The following is a 19,421-nucleotide window of genomic DNA, read 5'->3' as shown; positions in this document are numbered from 1 at the left end:
AAAAGTCGGCCTTGAGCCGACTTAAGTTTTTTGTATGATTTATAAAACTACGTGACCGAGTTTCATGAGTTTGTCGTGATTTAAAATCTTGATATTTCTTCCGTCAACTTCAATCAGACTGTCCTGTTTGAATTCGGAGATCAGACGGATGGCACTTTCTGTAGCAGTACCGATAATATTAGCAATTTCTTCTCTCGTTAATGAGATCTTAATAAAGCCTTCAGGATCTACACCCAGTTTCTGTTCCAGCAGCAAAAGAATTTCTGCCAGTCTTTCTCTTACCGTTTTCTGAGCAAGGAAAGTAATGGTATTGGAAGATTCTCCTAATTCGTAGGAGATCTTCTGAAGCATTACGAAAGACAGCTGTGGATCTACTTCAAGCAGATACATAAAGATATCAGCAGGTAAGAATACACATTCAATATCTGTCATGGCTTCTGCTTTGGCCTGGAAGTTTTCCCCGCAAAGCAAAGAACGATAGCCGATGATATCTCCTTCTTTGATAAATCTTAAAATCTGATCTTTACCGAACGCACCTGATTTCGAAAGTTTGGCAGCACCTTTCTCCAGAACAAACACTCCTTTCGGAGTTTCGCCATCCTCGAAAATGGTATCATGTTTCTGAAAACTCAGTTTCTTTTTGCCATTAATATATTTTTCAAAATCTGCGCTAGAAAGTCTTTCTTTAAATGATTTATCATTAAAAACTCTGGCGAACCTCTCTTCAATTGCTATCTGTTGTTCCTGCGGCATTTTATATGATATTTATCACAAAAATAGAACTTTTTAACGCGATAAACAAAAAAATTTGTTATAATTTTGTAGTTCAATATTTTATGGGGTGAGCGAGAACTGTTTTCATTGTGGTCAAGGGATAGAAAAAGAGAGAATTTTATTTGATGAAAAGACTTTCTGCTGTAACGGATGTAAGTCTGTTTACGAGATTCTAAATTTAAATCATTTAGGCAACTTCTATGAGCTTAATAAAGGAGCGGGAATTCGTCCGAATGATGAAAATTCTTCTCAATTTGATTACCTGGACACACCGGAAATCTTTGAAAAAGTGACTGATTTTTCTGAAGGAAACACCAGTCTTGTCACCTTTAAAATCCCCGTCATTCACTGTTCTTCGTGTATCTGGCTATTGGAAAGCCTTCATACGTTAAATAAGCATATTAAATATTCGCAGGTTAATTTCACAAGAAAGACCTTACAGATTTCATTCAATCATAACGACATGAAATTAAGCGAACTAGCTAAATTTTTAACGAATCTAGGATATAAGCCCGTTATCAGCCTTGAAACTGCCGATAAAAATGAAGATCATCTCGACAAATCTTTACTGGTAAAGTTTGCCATCGCTGCTTTTGCTTTTGGTAACGGAATGTTCCTTGCCTTTCCTGAGTACATAGGTGGAGAAGATTATTGGATGGACCATTATAAAGGTTTATTCAGAACCTTGATATTCCTTTTGGCAACACCTGTTGTATTTTACTCAGCATCAGATTATTATAAATCCGCATGGTACGGTTTAAAAAATAAGATCGTCAACATTGATGTTCCGATTGTCTTGGGAATTTTTGTTCTCTACGGAAGAAGTATCTACGAAGTGGTAACAGATTATGGCCCAGGATATTTTGATACTCTTTGCGGGTTATTGTTCTTCATGCTTCTTGGGAAAATTTTCCAAAAAAGAACGTACAGCGCCCTATCCTATGACCGGGATTATAAATCTTTCTACCCGATTGCAGTAACGAAAGTTGATTTCGAAGGAAAACAGGACAATATTCTATTGTCTGAAATAAAAGTGGGTGATAGAATCCTGGTAAGAAATCAGGAAATTATCCCCGTAGATGCGATCCTGATCAACGGAGAAGGAAACATCGACAACAGTTTCATCACCGGAGAAAGTGAAAGCATCAGCAAACAGCCTGGTGATAAGATTTTTGCCGGAGGAAAGCAGATAGGATCATCTCTGGAACTGGAAGTTATCAAAGATGTAGACCAGAGTTACCTTACTCAGCTTTGGAATAAAGAAGCATTCAAAAAACATGAAACCGGGCTTGACACGTTAACAAACAACATCAGTAAATATTTCACATTCATCATTTTAGGCATTGCTCTTGTTGCAGGAATTTATTGGGCATTTATTGATTTAGAGAAGATGTTCCAGGTTATTTCTGCCATTCTGATCATTGCATGTCCCTGTGCACTTGCCCTGTCTGCTCCGTTCACTTTTGGACACATTATGAGGATTTTAGGCCGAAATAAGTTTTATGTAAAAGATACTTTAACGATTGAAAAAATCGCGAGACTTGATACAATTGTTTTCGATAAAACAGGAACGATCACTCACAGGAAAAAATCCAATATCAAGTACGAAGGATCTGAGATCAACGAATTTGATACTCTGAACATTAAGACGTTATTGAAGAACTCCAACCACCCGCTTTCAAAATCATTGTACGAATTCATTGAAGTGAAAGATGAGTATTTCCCTGTAGAGAAATTTGTTGAAATTTCAGGGAAAGGATATGAAGCCAGTATAAGAGGAAATCTCTATAAAATCGGATCTGCCCGCTACAACAACCAGGAGCCTAAAAATCTCGAAACAGCAGTTTACATCAGCAAAAATGGAGAATACTTAGGTAAATTTATCTTTAAGAATGAGTATCGTCCGAAACTGAGAGAGCTTTTCACAAAGCTTACCCACTACAAAATATTTATCCTGAGCGGAGACAATTCCTCAGAAGAAAACCAGCTTAAAGAGCTTATTCCAAACTACAAAGGAATGGCCTTTAATCAAAGCCCGGAAGATAAGCTAAACTACATCAAATCCCTTCAGGATCAGCAATTAAAAGTAGCAATGCTTGGAGACGGACTTAATGATGCAGGAGCATTAAAACAAAGTAATGTAGGAATTGCTATTGCTGATGATACAAACAGCTTTACCCCATCTTCTGATGTCATTATGAATGGAGATAAAGTAGTTACTCTTGACAATTATCTGAACGTTTGCAAAGGTTCCATCACGATTGTGAAAATGACATTTATAATCAGTTTTTTATACAATATTGTTGGTTTAAGTTACGCTGTTACAGGACATATGCATCCGCTCTTCGCTGCAATCATTATGCCAATCAGTTCAATTACGGTGGTTACCTTTACCACAGTTTCTACCTGGATTTTAGGTCGTAAATATTTCAAAAAACAGGCGTAAAAGCCCTTATTTAGACTGATTTTAAATTAGCTGAAATCGGCATTTCGTGATGAATGTCATTATTTTTCACTAAATTTGAAACCCGAAAATAGGTTAATTTTGTTGTCCAATGGATATTCTATATTTAATGATCCTCTGCAGTGTTTCTTTGGCTGCGATTTTCTTGGTCGTATTTATAGTGTATGCCCGAAAAGGACAGTTTGAAGATGATGAATCTCCTGCTGTCAGAATCCTTTTTGATGACGAAAAAGTCAAAGAAAAAGATGCAACCGGCGACAAAAATAAAGACGAGAAAGAAATAGGAGAAAATAATAAAAATTGAGAAAAATAGTGAATAGTTGATATGGAAACACAGAAGTTTAGTTATGACAATAGTATTGTCCGTGCGTTCCTTTATGCGACCTTAGTTTTCGGTCTCATTGGATTTACGTTCGGGCTTACGGCGGCATTAATGCTTTTCTACCCGGAATTACCTGAATTCTTTTTCGGGACGGATGACACAACCATTAAAAGTTTGGCATCGGGTAACATTGAAGGGTTAATAAACACTCATGGTGCGTTTGGTTTTGGTAGAATCAGAATGCTGCACACCAACACCGTAATCTTTGCATTCGTTTGTAACATCGTTTACACGGGTATTTATTACTCATTACAGAGATTATTAAAAACAAGAATGTACAGTGACACCCTGTCTTGGTTACATTTCTGGACCTGGCAGTTTATGATCGTTGCTACGTTCGTTACGTTCTTTATGGGAATCAATACCTCTAAGGAATATGCTGAACATGAGTGGCCGATCGACATATTGATCGCATTCTCATGGATCATTTTTGGTATCAATATGTTCCTGACTATTTCTAAGAGAAGAGTGAGACACCTTTACGTAGCCATCTGGTTCTACATTGGTACATGGATTGCAGTAGCAATGCTTCACATCTTCAACAACCTTGAAGTACCTCTATCTTTCACAGGCTGGAAATCTTATTCAGCATACGCAGGGGTAAAAGATGCTATTGTACAGTGGTGGTATGGACACAATGCGGTTGCATTCGTATTGACAACTCCGGTTCTGGGTTTAATGTATTACTTCCTTCCGAAGGCTGCAGACAGACCGGTATTCTCGTATAAATTGTCAATTATTCACTTCTGGTCATTAATTTTCGTATATATCTGGGCTGGTCCTCACCACCTTCAGTATACAGCTCTTCCAGCTTGGGCTCAGGCAGTAGGAACAGGTTTCTCTATCATGCTTATTGCACCATCTTGGGGAGGTATGTTAAATGGTCTTCTTACACTAAGAGGAGCTTGGGATAAAGTAAGAGAAAACCCTATCCTTAAGTTCTTCGTAGTAGCTGTTACCTGTTATGGTATGGCAACGTTTGAAGGACCGCTTTTGGCAACTAAAAACATCAACAAAATTGGTCACTTTACAGACTGGGTTATCGGTCACGTACACTTAGGCGCTCTTGGATGGAATGGTTTCATGGCATTCGGGGTTATCTATTATTTGGTACCAATCATGTGGAGAACAAAACTTTGGTCTGTAAAATTAGCTAACTGGCATTTCTGGTTAGGTACTTTAGGAATTATTTTCTATGCAGTTCCAATGTATATTTCAGGATTTACACAAGGATTAATGTGGAAGCAGTTCAACCCGGACGGAACCTTATTATGGAAAAACTGGCTGGATACGGTAACGGCAATTATTCCTTACTTCAAAATGAGATTCGTAGGAGGTTTATTCTATATCTCAGGATCTATCCTAATGATTGTAAACGTAATCGCTACAGTAAGAAAAGGATCATTCCAGAAAGAAGTTCCTGCTGAAGCTCCTGCGTTGGCCAACATCAGCAAAAACAGAAAAGAAGGAGAAGGCACTCACCTTTGGCTGGAAAGAACTCCGGTATTATTAGGTATCCTATCTTTCATCACGATATCTATCGGTAGTTCAATTGAAATTATCCCTACACTATCTCTTAAGAAAAGTGTACCTACAATTTCTGCAGTGAAGCCTTATTCACCGCTGGAACTTGAAGGTAGAGATATCTATATCCGTGAGGGATGTAACGCTTGTCACTCTCAGATGATCAGACCATTCAGAGATGAGATTACAAGATTCAACGGTAAAAACGGACAATACTCCAAAGCTGGAGAATTCGTATACGACAGACCATTCCTATGGGGTTCTAAGAGAACAGGGCCGGATTTACATAGAGAAGGTGGTAAAAACCCAAGTTCTTGGCACTACAAGCACATGTATAACCCAAGATCAACTTCTGCAGGTTCTATCATGCCTCGTTACCCTTGGTTAATTGCTACTGACTTAGACAGAACCAAGATGGTAGACAAAATGAAGCTGATGAAGAATGTATTCGATGTACCTTATACTAAGGCTGAAATCGACTCTGCAGACAAATGGGCTAATAACCAATCGGCAAAAATTGTGAAAGATATCTTCTCCGAAGCGAATGACCTTAAGCAGGCTTACGCGAAGAGACCTCAGGGAGAATTAGAGAAAAAAGAAATTGTAGCTCTTATTTCTTATCTTCAGAGATTAGGTACGGATATCAAAACAACTGAAATCAAAACAGCAAGTAATAACTAAAAAACATTAAAAAGTTCATACTATGATTCCTCAGAACTTTAAAGATATATTATCCAATACTGAAAATGCTGGCTTCTACCAGACACTGGCTCTGATTTTCTTTATGCTGTTCTTCGTCGCATTAGTAATCTATGTTTTTAGCAGGCCTAAAAAATATTACAAAGAAGAAGAAGAGGCACCGCTTGGGGATGATGAAGATGACGATTTTAATTTAAAAAATTAAACTATTTTTTATGAAACAAAGAACACCTGTTGTTATAAACATCTTAATAATAATCGGACTTTTAATAGTTTTTTATTATTTATTTGTACAGAGCTACGCGTTCCTTTCTTCACCTTACTTCTGGGGAACTGTTGTAATCGCTGGGATCCTTGCTTATATTCATGCAGCTATCGGAGACCTTATTGAGAACAACAAATTCAAGAAATTATCTCCTGAAGAAAAGGCAGCTTATTTAGCTGAAAAGAAAGTACCTTATTTTAAAAGATTGTACCAAAGTGCATTCAAAAAGCAATCTGCTTCTGAAGAAAAGGATATCCTTATCGACCATGGTTTTGACGGGATCATGGAGTTGGATAACCAGTTACCGAAATGGTGGGTAGGCTTATTCTATTTTGGGACCGCTTTTTGTATTGTATATATTGCAGCATACTCTTTCACAGACTTCGCTCACCCGTTAAGCGAATATGAAAAAGAATATAAAGAGCAGCTAGCTAGTATTGAAGAATACCAGAAATCTCAGCCTCCTGTAACAATTGAAACAGCAAAATATTCAGCTGATAACATTGCAGAAGGTAAAGAATTATTCAAAACAAACTGTGCATCTTGTCACAAAGAAGACGGTAGTGGAGGTATCGGACCCAACCTTACTGATAACTACTGGATCAACCAGCCTGAGAAAACGTTATTCAAAAACGTATTCCATATGGACTGGAATGGTTCTCCTACCAACCCTTCGATGAGAGCATTCGGTAAAAACGGAGAAGTTTCAGGTGCAGAGATTGAGAAGATTGCAGCGTATGTATATCACATCAACCAGGAACAACCACCAGTGACTCCGGCTCAGGGAGGAGCAGCTCCTCAGGGAACTGAAGCACATTGGGAAAAAGAATAATTTAAAAAATTAGAAAATATATGAAAAAAACATAATTTGTTATTAGATTAAAATAGTAACGAATTATGTTTTTTCTTTTTTAAAACCTATTACATATGTCAGACATAGAAGAAATAGAAGTACGCGGCGGACAGGGACAGGTTCTGGACCCTGAGACTTACAGAGATTCTATAGGGACAATGGAGCAATCCGGAAAAAGAAGATGGGTCTTTCCAAGAAAACCTAAAGGAAAGTACACCAACTATAGAAACATTGTAAGCTATTTACTATTAATTGTTTATTTTACATTACCATTCATCAAAATCAATGGTAACCCATTATTGATGTTTAATGTTATAGACAGGGAGTTTTTCATCTTTGGACAGCCTTTCTATCCACAGGACTTTTTTATCCTCACTTTAGGTGCTATTGCCTCTTTAATCTTTATTATTGTTTTTACGATTGCGTTCGGAAGAATTTTCTGCGGGTGGATTTGCCCTCAGACAATTTTTATGGAATCTATCTTCCGTAAAATCGAATACCTGATTGAAGGTGACAGAAATAAGCAAATGAAGCTGGACAGACAGGAGTGGAACAGTGAGAAAATCTGGAAAAGAAGCTTAAAATGGTCTGTTTACATTATCATTTCATTAATCATCACTCACTTCATGTTCATGTATATCGTAGGATATGAAGAAGTATTTAAAATTGTTGGTGAAGGGCCATTTGCACACCCTACCAATTTTATTGTAATGATTCTTCTTACCGCAGCATTTTACTTTGTATTTGCATGGTTCAGAGAACAGGTTTGTACATTGGTTTGTCCTTACGGAAGACTTCAGGGTGTATTGATTGATAAAGATACCATCAATGTTTTCTACGATTTCAAAAGAGGAGAAAACAGATCAAAATGGAGAAAAGGAGAAGACAGAAAAGCGGCAGGTAAAGGAGACTGTATAGACTGTCATCAATGCGTCGTAGTTTGCCCTACAGGAATTGATATCAGAGACGGACAGCAGCTGGAATGTATTAACTGTACGGCGTGTATTGATGCTTGTGATGAAGTCATGGAAAAAGTAGGCCTTCCAAAAGGACTGATCCGATATGCTTCTGAAAATGAAATTGAAAAAGAAACTCAGTTCAAGTTTACAGGAAGAATGAAAGGTTTTTCAATATTCCTGTTGCTTCTTGTAGGATTCTTAGGATATCTTCTCTATAGCCGCGGTGAAATGGAGGCCAAGTTCATTAAACCGGCAGGTAGCACTTTTTTTGTAAGAGACGGTAAAATTACCAATACTTATAATTATACTTTCCTTAATAAAACGAACGATAAAAAAATCGTTACCATTAAAGTAATTGATCCGGCACATGGGGAAATTACCTATAGTGCATCCAGTAAGATTCAGGTAGACAGAGATAAAATTTCAAAAGGAACAATCAATATCAGTTTCCCTGAAGGTGATATGAAACTCTCTAAGCAGAATATCACCATTGGTGTTTACGATATGAAAGGTAAACTGATTGATTCATACCAGACTTATTTTGAAGGACCTTTCAAACTGCAATTTTAATTAGAAAAAAATGAAGAACTTTAGTTGGGGACATGGTGTTGTCATTGCATTATTAGCATTTATTATCTTTATATTATCCATGATGTTTCTTTTCCCGAACGGGCAAAAAAACTCTGAAATGGTAACAGATAACTATTACGAAGAAGAGCTGAAATATCAGGATGTAATTGATGCGAAGAAAAAAGCAGATGATCTGCAGGAAAAACCTGTATACAGCCAGGATACCAAGGGAATTAAAATTACTTTTCCAAAAGAATATAACAACTCCAATACTACGGTAAAATTTGTTTTAAACAGAACCGACGACCAGAATTTAGACATTAAAAAATCTGTACAGCTTGATGCCGGCCAGTCTTTTACAATCCCTGCACAGGTATTGAAAATGGGTAATTATACGTTAAGACTAAGTTGGACAAAAGATAAAACAGACTACCGAATGGATTATGATGTGATATGGAAATAGGACTTATTGTATCGGCTATTGCGTTAGGCTTTGCTTCCGGTTTTCATTGTATCGGAATGTGCGGACCTATTGCTTTATCGATGGGATTAACCAAAAAACAGGCTGCCAACTTCTATCTTCAGAACCTTACTTATCAATTCGGAAGAATTTTTACCTATTCCTTATTAGGTGCGCTTCTGGGAATTATCGGGCAGGGATTTGAAATGGCAGGATTTCAGAAATATCTTACCGTTACTGCCGGAGTTCTTCTGATCATTATGGCTGTATTTTCTTTTGGTGGAAAAGATTTTGCTTCAAAAATTCCTTTTCTATCCAGGTTTTTGTACAGTGTAAAAATGAACTTGGGAAAATTACTTCAGAAAGCAGATTACCGTTCAAGATTTACCACTGGGCTTCTTAATGGATTTTTACCTTGCGGAATGGTGTATATGGCGCTTACAGCAAGCCTTGCAGGCGGAGGAATATGGCAGGGAGCTTTATATATGGCGTTATTTGGTCTTGGGACCCTTCCGTTCATGTTCGCCATAGTTTTAGCCGGGAATCTCATGAATCAGGCTTTCAGAGTAAAAGTCTTAAAAGCAGTTCCGGTAATCATGATTATTTTGGGAGGATTATTTATTCTAAGAGGTCTTGAACTCGGAATTCCATATGTTTCTCCCAAAGCAGAAGCTATGAAGATTATTAAAGATCCAAACGGAGCTGTAAACTGTCATTAAATTAGTATTTTAAATAAACCATGAAGAAAACCATCATCTTATTTCTGATAAGCCTTTTCACATTGCAGTCGTGCAGTGTCAATTCTGAAATTGTCTATCATAAAGATGCAGCCTCCTCTTCTATCACCGATATCGATACAAGAGAGTTTATGTCTGAAATGATGGCTATGACACCGGACTCATTAAAGCAGAAGGAATTCAGCGAAATGGATAAGCTTCCGACTGCGTGGACAAGTATGTATGATCTTGCCAAACAGGAAGGAAAATTGAAAACCGAAAATCCGGATTCCATTAGAATTATGAAAAAGGTTTTCATGAAATCAATGAAGGAAGAGCAAAAGCTGGCTGGATTTTCATTCAAAATGGAGCATTTTACCGCAGAGGACTATCAGGTTCTGAAAAATTTCACAAAAACTGAAAAGATTCCTCTGGATCAGAATATTTACAACCATTGGGATGGAAAGACCTTAACAATCAATACGGATAATTTTAATCTTAAAAGTATTGAAGAGGCTATCAAAACCAAAAGTTCAAAGGAAGAAAGTGAAAAAATTGCCGGCATGATGGTCATGTTTTTCAAAAAAATAGGAACTACAATAAAATTTGAAAGCCCAATAAAGTCAATTTCCGGGAAACACGACTGGGTAAAACAGATTGATGACCATTCTATAAGGATAGATTATGATCTGAAAGCTATTTATGATCAAGACACGAAACTCAAAAACGCTGATAAAAAGATCATCATCGTTACTGAGTAAAGCAAAAAGCCACCGGAATCCGGTGGCTTTTTTATGGTAACCAAAGTCGTTTAGTTGATCATTTCAAATCTTGCATATTCTGCGATCTTCTTAGGAAGTTTGATTCCTTCTGCTGTCTGGTTGTTTTCCAGCAAAGCAGCCATAATTCTTGGTAATGCCATTGCTGAACCATTTAAGGTATGAACCAGCTGAGATTTACCGTCTCCTTTATAACGGCATTTCAATCTGTTGGCCTGGAATGTCTCAAAGTTAGACACTGAGCTTACTTCCAGCCACATCTCCTGAGCCGCACTCCAGACTTCGAAGTCATATGTCATTGCAGAGGCAAAGCCTGTATCACCACCACAAAGTCTCAATACTCTGAACGGAAGCTCAAGATCTGTAAGGATCTCTTTGATATGCTCTACCATTTCCTCCAAAACAGCATAAGAGTTTTCAGGTTTTTCAATTCTTACGATTTCAACCTTTTCAAACTGGTGAAGACGGTTCAATCCTCTTACATGGGCACCATAGCTTCCCGCTTCTCTTCTGTAGCACTGAGAGAATGCCGTATTTTTGATAGGAAGATCCTTTTCCTCAAGCAAAACGTCACGGTAAAGATTAGTCACAGGAACTTCTGCCGTAGGAATCAAATATAATTTATCTTCATTGATATAATACATCTGTCCTTCTTTATCCGGCAGCTGTCCGGTTCCAAAACCAGATGCTTCATTCACAACGTGAGGAGGATTTACTTCTGTATATCCTTTTTCTACGTTTTTGTCTAAGAAATACTGAACCAAAGCTCTCTGCAATCTTGCTCCTTTCCCTAAATAAACAGGGAAGCCGGCTCCGGCAATTTTAACTCCCAATTCAAAATCGATGAGATTGTATTTTTTTGCCAGTTCCCAGTGAGGAATAGCCCCGTCACCCAGACCTTCTACCGGATGAGACTGGAAAATAATTTCGTTATCATCCGCAGAAGCACCACTTTTTACCAATTCATTTGGAATGTTGGGAAGCTGGTACAGAATATTCAGCAAGTCGTTTTCTTTAACTTCTAACTGGGATTTCAATTCTGAGCTCGACTCTTTGTATTGTGCTGTTTTAGATTTTGCAGATTCCGCTTCTTCTTTTTTCCCTTCTTTCATCAAAAGACCAATTTCTTTCGAAATTTTGTTGATTTCGGAAAGCTGGGAATCTAGTTCAAACTGGATTCTTTTTCTTTCGTCGTCGGCAGCGATAGCCTCGTCTACCAACTCAAGATTTTTGAATTGTCTTTTTTGAAGACCTTCTAAAACGCGTTCCTTATTGTCGCGCAAAAAATTGACTTGTAACATTTTATTTAGATGTTAAATATTAGATATTTAGCTTAAAATCAGCTAACAATTGTACAAATTTAAAAATTATTTTGTGATCGTAACGGTATTTATCGAAGTTGGTGCATCAGCATTTTTTGAAAACACTTCATTTCCGTCATACAATACCTTTGAAACCTGAAATACAGTAGGAGTATTGCGATATTGAATTTCCAAAATCCCTGTTACATTATCATTTACGTTGGTGCTTTTTGTAAAAGTAATCAACATTTTGGAATGATAGGAAGTTCCTGTCCCAGGATTTTCCGGGCTTATCGAATCCAGCTTTCTTCTTTTAGCTCCTGCCAGATAATCCATATAAAACAATGAATCGGTTGTCATCCTTAATGATATATTTACCGGAGAATTATCTTTATTTCCAAAAATATCATTCACCGAATATCCTGTAAAAGATCCGTTTTTTTTACTGTTCAGAAGATCCTGACCCGCACTGTTTTTCATATAGATATTAAGTGCCTGATCTATTCTCTGCAAAGAATCATCATCATTTTTACAACTGATGAGTGCAAAAAACGCTACAAAAATGCCGCAAAAATATTTCATCATAAATACAAAGGTAAAATATTAATCTATAGACTCCTGCTTTATTTTTCAAAATATTTCTGATACCATAACTCAAATGTAACCAGCTGCCATATTTTTACCCAGTCATACTCATGTTCCTGATGATTCCACCACTGGTCAATTACTTCAGCATTGAAGAAGTTTCTTTTTTTTAAACATTCAAGATTTTCCGTGATAAAGTCTCTTACTCTTTTTTCGTTTTTAATGAAATAATTGACAGGAAATGAGAATCCTTTTTTAGGCATATTCAACACTTCATGAGGGAGATATTTTTCAGCTGTTTTACGCAATAAAGGTTTATTCTGAGTTCCATTAAATCTGATGTTCTGAGGCAGTGATGAAACATAGTCTATTAAACTGTTACTTAAATAGGGATAACGAAATTCAACACTGTATTTCATGGCACTCAGATCATCCCGGAAAACATGATGGGATGAAAGAGAATATTTCATATCATATTCAAAGTATCCGGAATAGTTTTTTGTTTCTGAAAGATGATATTTTGAAAGATTTGAATCAATTTTACTATAAATATCCGGTTTTATAAGACTTTTAGCTTCGAAAGGCATCATACTGATCTGGCTCTGGCGGAAGAAATCAAACATATTATCCTGAGAGAAATAATTTTTAACCCGTTGTGAAAACTTATCTTTTGTAAAGATAAAAGGGCTCATAAAATTAAAATTCCTCATCAGAAGCCATCTGTTCAGCTTCAGCGTATGGGAATAGCCAGCAAAAAGTTCATCGGCACCATTTCCGCTTAATACGACTTTAAAATTCTGATCATGTGCATATTTTGCGGCATTAATCAAGACTTCAAAGCTGCTGTAAGGTTCTTCAAAATGCTGAATATTTTCTTTAAGATCTTTCAGCGCTTCATCATCATTTACTTTTTTTATCTTATGCAGAACTCCAAAATGTCTGGCGGCCAGAGATGCATTATGTACTTCTTCTTCCGAAAACGGATAACTTACTGTGTATGTATTAATATGATCGCTGAAAGACTTTGATTTTGAAGCAATTAACGTTGAATCAATTCCACCACTCATCATTACTGCTACGGGAACATCTGCATACAATTGTTCTGAAATACTTTCGGAAAGCAGCTGATCTATTGTTCTCACAGCCTCTTCTTCAGAAATATTTTTTTCAGACGGCGAAGGCATCTCCCAGAATTTATCTTTGATGATTTTATGATTGTTTAAATCAACAGTCATAAAAGAAGCAGATTCCAGAGAGAAAATATGCTGAAAACAGGTTTGCGGAGCCAACGTTGTCTGAAAAAGAAAATTGGTATAGACTCCATTCCAGTTGATTTCAGGCTTTACCAGTTCATTCTTCAGCAATGCTTTTATTTCTGATGCCCAAACCAGACCGTCCTTGCTGTAATGGTAAAAAAGAGGCTTCATTCCTACCCTGTCTCTTGCCAGTACAAGTCTTTGCGAGAAAAGATCTACAATACAAACGGCAAACATCCCATCTAATTTTGCAAAGGCAGAATTTCCCCATTCCTGATAAGCTTTGAGAATAACTTCAGTATCAGAATTGCTACGGAAGAAATGTCCTAAAGATTCAAGTTCAGTTCTTAACTTTTTAAAATTATAAATCTCTCCGTTAAAGGTAATAATGATCTGTTCATCTTCCGAGAGCATAGGCTGATGCCCTTTTTCAGAAAGATCAATAATAGATAATCTTCGGAAACCTAAAGCAATAGCAGAATTCTCATCTTTTAAAACCGGAAACTGTTCTTTGATCTTTTGCGTGGAATCATTTCCTGAAAAAGAAACCCTCTCTCCGTTATTATATATCCAGAATCCTTCATCATCCGGCCCACGGTGTCTGATTGCCTTATTCATTTCCAGAATATTTTTTGAGGAAATACTTTTATGAAATGAATAGTAACCGCTGATTCCGCACATAGTGATGAGTTAATATATCTGTAAAAATAGGAAAATGACTTTATTTTATAGTGGTGCCGGAAGTAATTATTTCTTCCAAAATTTCTGTTTTAAGAGCTGTATCTCTTCTTTTGTAACCGTATAGTCTTTCAAATTAAAGGGAGTGGAATTATAAAATTTTCTGAATAACAGAAACGCAGAAACAAAATAGGAAGATGTAGTTGCAATACATGCTCCCAAAATTCCCCATCTGGGTATTGCAATGAAGGAAAAAACAACGGTAACCAAAAGACCCGCAATTGATTTGATATTCAATATTTTAAGTTCCCGCATTCCTGAAAAATAATGTCCCGCCATATCACTTACCGCAATGGCAAAAATTCCCGGGGATAAAAGCAGCATTATTTCTTTGGTCTCTCTGAATTCTTTTCCGAAAATCAACTCGTAAACCTGAGACGGTATGATAATGATCCCCAATACAAAACCTATCATCAGAAAAAAAGTCAGTTTCAAAGATTCTTTGGTTTTCCCTATAGATTCTTCCCTGCTTTTACTATTGACAACATCTGAGTATAAAATGACAGCAATACTGCGGGTAATGGTCCATATTGCTTCCGAGAAAGTAACTCCGACGGAGAATATTCCAACACTGGCTATGCCTTCAAAATATTCTAAGAAATAAAACGAAAGCCTGTAATTCAAAAACTGAACAAAAGCACTTAATTGGGTTTTCCAGCCATATTCAAACATATTCCTGGCCACGTCTTTACAGAATGATATCTCAGAAATCTTACATTTTTTAATAATCTGAAAAAAACTGGTCATAAAAAGAAGTGCCAGGCAGCCAATCTGTGCAAGAAAATACACAGTAACATCTTTCTTTCCAAACCCATATACCAATATTCCTATAAAGATAATATGGACCAACTGTTGTAAAACAGTATACACATTAAACTTTCTAATATTTTGTGTTCCAATAAACAAGCTGATATTGGTAGATAAGAGTGAAGAAAAAACAGATATTCCGATCAGATACAATAGATATTCACCCTGAATAGAAGCTATACTGAATAAAAAAGGAATTAAAAGACCAGTCAGAAGAGACCACAGATAGGCATACAATAAAACCTTTTCTATTTTAAACCTTGATGCGAAATATGAAGCACTGCTTCCGGAAAAGATACTGCTGAAAAAACTTACTGCTGCAGCATTGGCCACCACAATAGAAATGGTTCCCTTACCTTCACTTCCCCACATATTCGTAGAATAGATCACCAGTCCGAAACTCAGGATCAGAATAAGAAAACGGGAGACAAAGGTTTTAAGGATAGTAAGCTGCATAGTGATTATTGATCAATAGACTCTTTTACAAAATCAACGAAGGAATCTTTTATAAGTTCCCAATTATATTTTTCTTTAAATTCTTTTCGTGCATTGACGGCATGGGAATGATAGAATTCCGGATCCCTGATATAATGGATGATAATATCCGAAATTGCTTCAGCATCATGAGGGTTAACCAGGCTTCCAAAAGAAAGCTCTCCCATATGCTTCCTGATCCCATTCAAATCTGAATAAATCACAGGTTTTCCTGCTCCCATAAAATAAAACAGTTTTATTGGCAGCGAATGATTGTTTTCAAAATTGATTTCTCTAAGATCAAAACAAAGATCTGCCTCTGCAAATGCTTCTGTAAATGTTTCAAAACTTGTTGGTTTTCTGATTTCAATATCATCAAAAGTATATTTCTGCAGTAATGATGAAAAGTAGAACTTATCGCTTTCCTGTATAGTTGAGCCAATAATCAGAATCCTGATTTGTAGTGCTGGCAGTTTCTGACGAAGCCTATCTATTGCATTGAAAAAATTATCAATTCCTTTATCCTTAGAAATCTGACCGGTATAACATAACTTGATGACGTTTGGATCGAGTTGCTTTACGCTTTCTTTAATGTAAAGATAATCAGGGTAATAAGGAAGCATGATCTGCTTTCTAAATCCAAAGAAATAGGCTAAAGGGAACTTCTTGGTTCTTTCACCAAAAATAAAATGAGTACTTAAAAATCCGGCATACAGCTGAATAAGAGAAAACTTTAAAGCATGAAAAATTTTAGCCGGAAACCTGTACTTCTGAAGCATTGACATAGAAGGATACCATTCTGTAACATCATAGATACAGCTTATCTTATGCTCTTTTACAAATTTCTTTACTGCTACTATGGCCAGAGGTTCAGAGCCAATGATGCAATCCGGATGAAAAGCAAGGCAGACTTTTCTGAAAGTTTCCATTTTTGTTCCTATACTTTCTTCAAGAACGGCGAAAGATTCTATTTCAATCCCATCCATAATACCTTTATAGTCTGTGTATAAACTGCATATTTTTACTTCATACCCGTTATCTCTAAGAGCTTTTGCCTGATGATAAAAAATGCGGTCATCATTATAGCTGTGGGAGGTCGTTAAAAAAAGTACTTTAGGCATTAGTATCTGCTCGAATCTGTACAAATATACATTAAAACAAAAAAGTGGAAATATATTTTCCACTTTATGATTATTTCTTTTGTATCAGCTCTACAGCGATTATTTTATAGAAGCTGCCCAGCTCTTTTCCAAAGGAAGGAGAAAGTGGCTTAAAAAGTCAAGGTAAGTATTTTTGGAGAAGTCAAAAACCTGGATATTGTCTGATAACTCTCCATTTCTAAGTTTTGTTTTAAAATCAATTAATTTTAAAGTCTTTACTTCACCATTCTCTACAAAGCTTGCTTTCATTCTGTCAAAAAGACCCAATTGATATTCTTCATCAATTTCTCTCATCACCTTTCCTAAAGCATCAATGCTGCATCCTGAAGCCATTTCTTTTTCTTCGTCCACGCATACGATGATAAACTGGTTCTTTTCAATTTTAAAAGAAGAAGAAAGCGGTTTTCCATGAGCTGCCCATGTTGCAAGGAAATCAAATAGTTTCTCGGTAACGGCTTTTGCTTCTTTGGTTTCGAAAGGTCTTGAAGCCGGATATATAATGACTCTGTAGTCGTTGGTTTCTACAATATTAGATTCTTCGATTTTCATAATGTAAGTATTTATTTTTCAACACATTGAACAATCAATTTTTATTTTAATTACTATTGAATGTCCGTATCATTGTAAAGACAAAATTACGCAATTTTCCCGAGTTTAAGATCATTGTATTTTATACTCAGTACGTAAAGCATCATAATAAAAACCGGGAAGATAAAAGGGAAGAAGAACCTTAAAGCTGCCGACTGTGGAAAGAAAAAGAATTTGATATAGACATTCACCACAAAAAGAACTGAAATCATCCTCACCCACACGTCTTTGGAACGCCAGAAGATCACTCCGATCATAATGGCTAACGATAAAGTTACTTTTTTAAAATAAATGATTTTGATATAAATAATGCTTAGATAGTCTTTTAAAGTAACATCGATGGGATGTGTTGAAATAATAGGTCTTCGGTCAATAAAAGTATCATAAAACAGATCTTTCCATCCAGGATAATGATAAAACTTAATGATTGCGAGATACATTGCCAGAAGCACTGTTCCCTGAACAATAAAAGAAACATCAATTTTCTTTTCCTGAAAATAATGGAAAAAGAAAACAGCGATAATATAAGTCAGCGTGAATGTAATATAATCCGGCCGAATAAAAGTAATACCGAATAAAAGTACAAACATTCCCCATTTGTTCCATTTTTTAATTAAACCGATAATAAAGATCAGCATAAACTGAAAAATAAACATATCCGGCGTAGAAACCCTCGACATATAAGTCATTGGAGGTAAAAGCATTGCGGCAACCGTTACAATCATCGCAAGCCCATATTTCTTTGGGAACAGAAGTTTCAGGATATAAAAAAGTAATACTCCTGAAAAAAAGTAAGAAATAAGGCTGGTAAACAGAACTGCCATTGGCGCTGTGAAGCCAAGCTTATAAAAAAGAGTTATTACAAGAATATACCCTACTTTGATTTGAAAATAGGGTAATTGTTCTGTAAAAGATTGTGTATTTTTTACGAAATACTGCCTTGGAATGTCCCATTGCTTTATTCCGATGATGTCTGTATAGTGTTCTGCTGGAGCTTCTTTTTTTATGTCTTCGTACGTAATGATCCGGACTTTATCCGGAGAATCCGGGAACTCGGAAGTATACATACATCCCATATAGCCGGGCATATCCCAATCATATACTCTGTTCTTATAATTCCAGAATGTAAGAAGAGCAAGTATAGAAATGATAAACAAAAAGGAGAGCCTCCATTTCAGCTTCATAAACCTGTATAAGATTACAATTATAAGTCTTCTGCTTCAGCAAGAAGTTCTACGATATCTTTTACGGCTACCTCAGTATTTTTATTAAAATGTTTTACTCCATCCGTCATCATGGTATTACAGAAAGGACATCCAGTTGCAATTACCTTAGGTTCAAAAGATAACGCTTCTTCTGTTCTTTCAATGTTGATGTCTTTATTTCCTTTTTCAGGTTCTTTAAACATCTGTGCACCTCCTGCTCCACAGCAAAGTCCGTTGGTTTTGCAGCGTTTCATTTCTACAAGTTCAGCATCCAGTTTTTCAAGAAGCATCCTTGGAGCTTCATATTCATCATTGGCACGTCCCAGATAACATGGATCGTGGAAAGTAATTTTTTTCCCTCTGAATGCTCCACCTTCAATTTTCAGTCTTCCTTCTTCCATTAAGGTTTTAAGGAACTGAGTATGGTGTACTACTTCAAAGTGTCCGCCAAGGCTTGGATATTCATTTTTAAGGGTATTGAAACAGTGTGGGCAAGCCGTTACGATTTTCTTTACTTCGTAAGCATTTAACACTTCGATATTGGTAAGAGCCATCATCTGGAATACGAATTCGTTTCCGGCTCTTTTTGCAGGATCTCCGGTACAGCTTTCTTCCTGACCCAGAACGGCAAATTCTACCCCTATTTTATTTAATATCTTGCAGAATGCTTTTGTAATTTTTTTGGCACGGTCATCAAAACTTCCCGCACATCCCACCCAGAATAAAACTTCTGGTGCTTTTCCTTCGGCAGCATACTCTGCCATTGTTTTTATAGTGAAATCCATTTCTTTTTCAATTTGAAAATGTGAGAATTTGGAAATTTGAAAGTGATATAGACAATAATCAATTTCAAATTTTCAAA

The 19,421-nt window shown here is 36.4% G+C and carries 18 protein-coding genes; 9 read left to right on the top strand and 9 right to left on the bottom strand.

Annotation, left to right across the window (positions count from 1 at the left end; all coding sequences use genetic code 11):
* Positions 1 to 39 precede the first annotated feature (39 nt).
* Positions 40 to 753, bottom strand: coding sequence for a Crp/Fnr family transcriptional regulator (locus tag BW946_RS06680; RefSeq protein ID WP_034692595.1), 714 nt, complete (start codon positions 751 to 753; stop codon positions 40 to 42).
* Between the two features lie 88 nt (positions 754 to 841).
* Here BW946_RS06680 and BW946_RS06675 point away from each other — a divergent pair, with 88 nt between their 5' ends.
* The 9 genes from BW946_RS06675 (at position 842) to BW946_RS06635 (ending at position 10,427) form a co-directional block, all read left to right on the top strand.
* Entirely contained in the window at positions 842 to 3,220 is a 2,379-nt protein-coding gene (locus BW946_RS06675) for a heavy metal translocating P-type ATPase (RefSeq protein ID WP_076595426.1), read from the top strand.
* A gap of 109 nt (positions 3,221 to 3,329) precedes the next feature.
* The gene (ccoS, locus tag BW946_RS06670) at positions 3,330 to 3,542 is read left to right on the top strand and encodes a cbb3-type cytochrome oxidase assembly protein CcoS (protein ID WP_076595425.1); all 213 of its coding nucleotides are present in this window, start codon (positions 3,330 to 3,332) and stop codon (positions 3,540 to 3,542) included.
* Positions 3,543 to 3,563: 21 nt separating this feature from the next.
* Positions 3,564 to 5,825, top strand: coding sequence for a cytochrome-c oxidase, cbb3-type subunit I (ccoN, locus tag BW946_RS06665; protein WP_076595424.1), 2,262 nt, complete (start codon positions 3,564 to 3,566; stop codon positions 5,823 to 5,825).
* A gap of 22 nt (positions 5,826 to 5,847) precedes the next feature.
* On the top strand, positions 5,848 to 6,048 hold the full coding sequence (locus BW946_RS06660; protein ID WP_076595423.1) for a cbb3-type cytochrome oxidase subunit 3: 201 nt from the start codon (positions 5,848 to 5,850) through the stop codon (positions 6,046 to 6,048).
* Positions 6,049 to 6,058: 10 nt separating this feature from the next.
* Complete coding sequence (locus BW946_RS06655; protein ID WP_076595422.1) at positions 6,059 to 6,940, top strand: cbb3-type cytochrome c oxidase N-terminal domain-containing protein; 882 nt, start codon at positions 6,059 to 6,061, stop codon at positions 6,938 to 6,940.
* Positions 6,941 to 7,035: 95 nt separating this feature from the next.
* The gene (gene ccoG / locus BW946_RS06650; RefSeq protein ID WP_076595421.1) at positions 7,036 to 8,490 is read left to right on the top strand and encodes a cytochrome c oxidase accessory protein CcoG; all 1,455 of its coding nucleotides are present in this window, start codon (positions 7,036 to 7,038) and stop codon (positions 8,488 to 8,490) included.
* A 10-nt stretch (positions 8,491 to 8,500) separates the two neighbouring features.
* Entirely contained in the window at positions 8,501 to 8,953 is a 453-nt protein-coding gene (locus BW946_RS06645; RefSeq protein WP_076595420.1) for a FixH family protein, read from the top strand.
* On the top strand, positions 8,944 to 9,669 hold the full coding sequence (locus tag BW946_RS06640) for a sulfite exporter TauE/SafE family protein (RefSeq protein WP_076595419.1): 726 nt from the start codon (positions 8,944 to 8,946) through the stop codon (positions 9,667 to 9,669). Before BW946_RS06645 ends, BW946_RS06640 begins: the two co-directional genes overlap by 10 nt.
* A gap of 20 nt (positions 9,670 to 9,689) precedes the next feature.
* Complete coding sequence (locus tag BW946_RS06635; RefSeq protein WP_076595418.1) at positions 9,690 to 10,427, top strand: hypothetical protein; 738 nt, start codon at positions 9,690 to 9,692, stop codon at positions 10,425 to 10,427.
* A 50-nt stretch (positions 10,428 to 10,477) separates the two neighbouring features.
* On the opposite strand, the gene serS is transcribed toward BW946_RS06635, so the two are convergent.
* The 8 genes from serS to BW946_RS06595 form a co-directional block, all read right to left on the bottom strand.
* A complete protein-coding gene (gene serS / locus BW946_RS06630; RefSeq protein ID WP_076595417.1) occupies positions 10,478 to 11,746 on the bottom strand; it encodes a serine--tRNA ligase in 1,269 nt (422 codons plus the stop codon).
* A 66-nt stretch (positions 11,747 to 11,812) separates the two neighbouring features.
* Complete coding sequence (locus BW946_RS06625) at positions 11,813 to 12,331, bottom strand: hypothetical protein (RefSeq protein WP_076595416.1); 519 nt, start codon at positions 12,329 to 12,331, stop codon at positions 11,813 to 11,815.
* Between the two features lie 38 nt (positions 12,332 to 12,369).
* Complete coding sequence (gene asnB, locus BW946_RS06620; protein ID WP_076595415.1) at positions 12,370 to 14,268, bottom strand: asparagine synthase (glutamine-hydrolyzing); 1,899 nt, start codon at positions 14,266 to 14,268, stop codon at positions 12,370 to 12,372.
* Between the two features lie 66 nt (positions 14,269 to 14,334).
* On the bottom strand, positions 14,335 to 15,588 hold the full coding sequence (locus BW946_RS06615; RefSeq protein WP_076595414.1) for a lipopolysaccharide biosynthesis protein: 1,254 nt from the start codon (positions 15,586 to 15,588) through the stop codon (positions 14,335 to 14,337).
* A gap of 5 nt (positions 15,589 to 15,593) precedes the next feature.
* Positions 15,594 to 16,727, bottom strand: a complete 1,134-nt coding sequence (locus tag BW946_RS06610) for a glycosyltransferase (protein ID WP_076595413.1) — start codon at positions 16,725 to 16,727, stop codon at positions 15,594 to 15,596.
* Between the two features lie 99 nt (positions 16,728 to 16,826).
* The gene (locus BW946_RS06605) at positions 16,827 to 17,315 is read right to left on the bottom strand and encodes a hypothetical protein (protein ID WP_076595412.1); all 489 of its coding nucleotides are present in this window, start codon (positions 17,313 to 17,315) and stop codon (positions 16,827 to 16,829) included.
* Between the two features lie 86 nt (positions 17,316 to 17,401).
* Positions 17,402 to 18,538: a hypothetical protein gene (locus BW946_RS06600; protein ID WP_076595411.1), complete on the bottom strand. Its 1,137-nt coding sequence runs from the start codon at positions 18,536 to 18,538 to the stop codon at positions 17,402 to 17,404.
* Between the two features lie 20 nt (positions 18,539 to 18,558).
* Entirely contained in the window at positions 18,559 to 19,344 is a 786-nt protein-coding gene (locus BW946_RS06595; protein WP_076595410.1) for a (Fe-S)-binding protein, read from the bottom strand.
* Positions 19,345 to 19,421: the final 77 nt, after the last annotated feature.

It is taken from the genome of Chryseobacterium sp. RU33C, from assembly GCF_900156015.1.
Classification (GTDB): domain Bacteria; phylum Bacteroidota; class Bacteroidia; order Flavobacteriales; family Weeksellaceae; genus Chryseobacterium; species Chryseobacterium candidae.
Note: the sequence above shows the minus strand (reverse complement) of the source record. Positions and strands in the feature narration are given on the sequence as shown.

Bases quoted from the DNA above. Each gene is read 5' to 3' on its own strand.
- BW946_RS06680 (WP_034692595.1), bottom strand. From the start codon at position 753: ATGCCGCAGGAACAACAGATAGCAATTGAAGAGAGGTTCGCCAGAGTT.
- ccoS (WP_076595425.1), top strand. From the start codon at position 3,330: ATGGATATTCTATATTTAATGATCCTCTGCAGTGTTTCTTTGGCTGCG.
- ccoN (WP_076595424.1), top strand. From the start codon at position 3,564: ATGGAAACACAGAAGTTTAGTTATGACAATAGTATTGTCCGTGCGTTC.
- BW946_RS06660 (WP_076595423.1), top strand. From the start codon at position 5,848: ATGATTCCTCAGAACTTTAAAGATATATTATCCAATACTGAAAATGCT.
- BW946_RS06655 (WP_076595422.1), top strand. From the start codon at position 6,059: ATGAAACAAAGAACACCTGTTGTTATAAACATCTTAATAATAATCGGA.
- ccoG (WP_076595421.1), top strand. From the start codon at position 7,036: ATGTCAGACATAGAAGAAATAGAAGTACGCGGCGGACAGGGACAGGTT.
- BW946_RS06645 (WP_076595420.1), top strand. From the start codon at position 8,501: ATGAAGAACTTTAGTTGGGGACATGGTGTTGTCATTGCATTATTAGCA.
- BW946_RS06640 (WP_076595419.1), top strand. From the start codon at position 8,944: ATGGAAATAGGACTTATTGTATCGGCTATTGCGTTAGGCTTTGCTTCC.
- BW946_RS06635 (WP_076595418.1), top strand. From the start codon at position 9,690: ATGAAGAAAACCATCATCTTATTTCTGATAAGCCTTTTCACATTGCAG.
- serS (WP_076595417.1), bottom strand. From the start codon at position 11,746: ATGTTACAAGTCAATTTTTTGCGCGACAATAAGGAACGCGTTTTAGAA.
- BW946_RS06625 (WP_076595416.1), bottom strand. From the start codon at position 12,331: ATGATGAAATATTTTTGCGGCATTTTTGTAGCGTTTTTTGCACTCATC.
- asnB (WP_076595415.1), bottom strand. From the start codon at position 14,268: ATGTGCGGAATCAGCGGTTACTATTCATTTCATAAAAGTATTTCCTCA.
- BW946_RS06615 (WP_076595414.1), bottom strand. From the start codon at position 15,588: ATGCAGCTTACTATCCTTAAAACCTTTGTCTCCCGTTTTCTTATTCTG.
- BW946_RS06610 (WP_076595413.1), bottom strand. From the start codon at position 16,727: ATGCCTAAAGTACTTTTTTTAACGACCTCCCACAGCTATAATGATGAC.
- BW946_RS06605 (WP_076595412.1), bottom strand. From the start codon at position 17,315: ATGAAAATCGAAGAATCTAATATTGTAGAAACCAACGACTACAGAGTC.
- BW946_RS06600 (WP_076595411.1), bottom strand. From the start codon at position 18,538: ATGAAGCTGAAATGGAGGCTCTCCTTTTTGTTTATCATTTCTATACTT.
- BW946_RS06595 (WP_076595410.1), bottom strand. From the start codon at position 19,344: ATGGATTTCACTATAAAAACAATGGCAGAGTATGCTGCCGAAGGAAAA.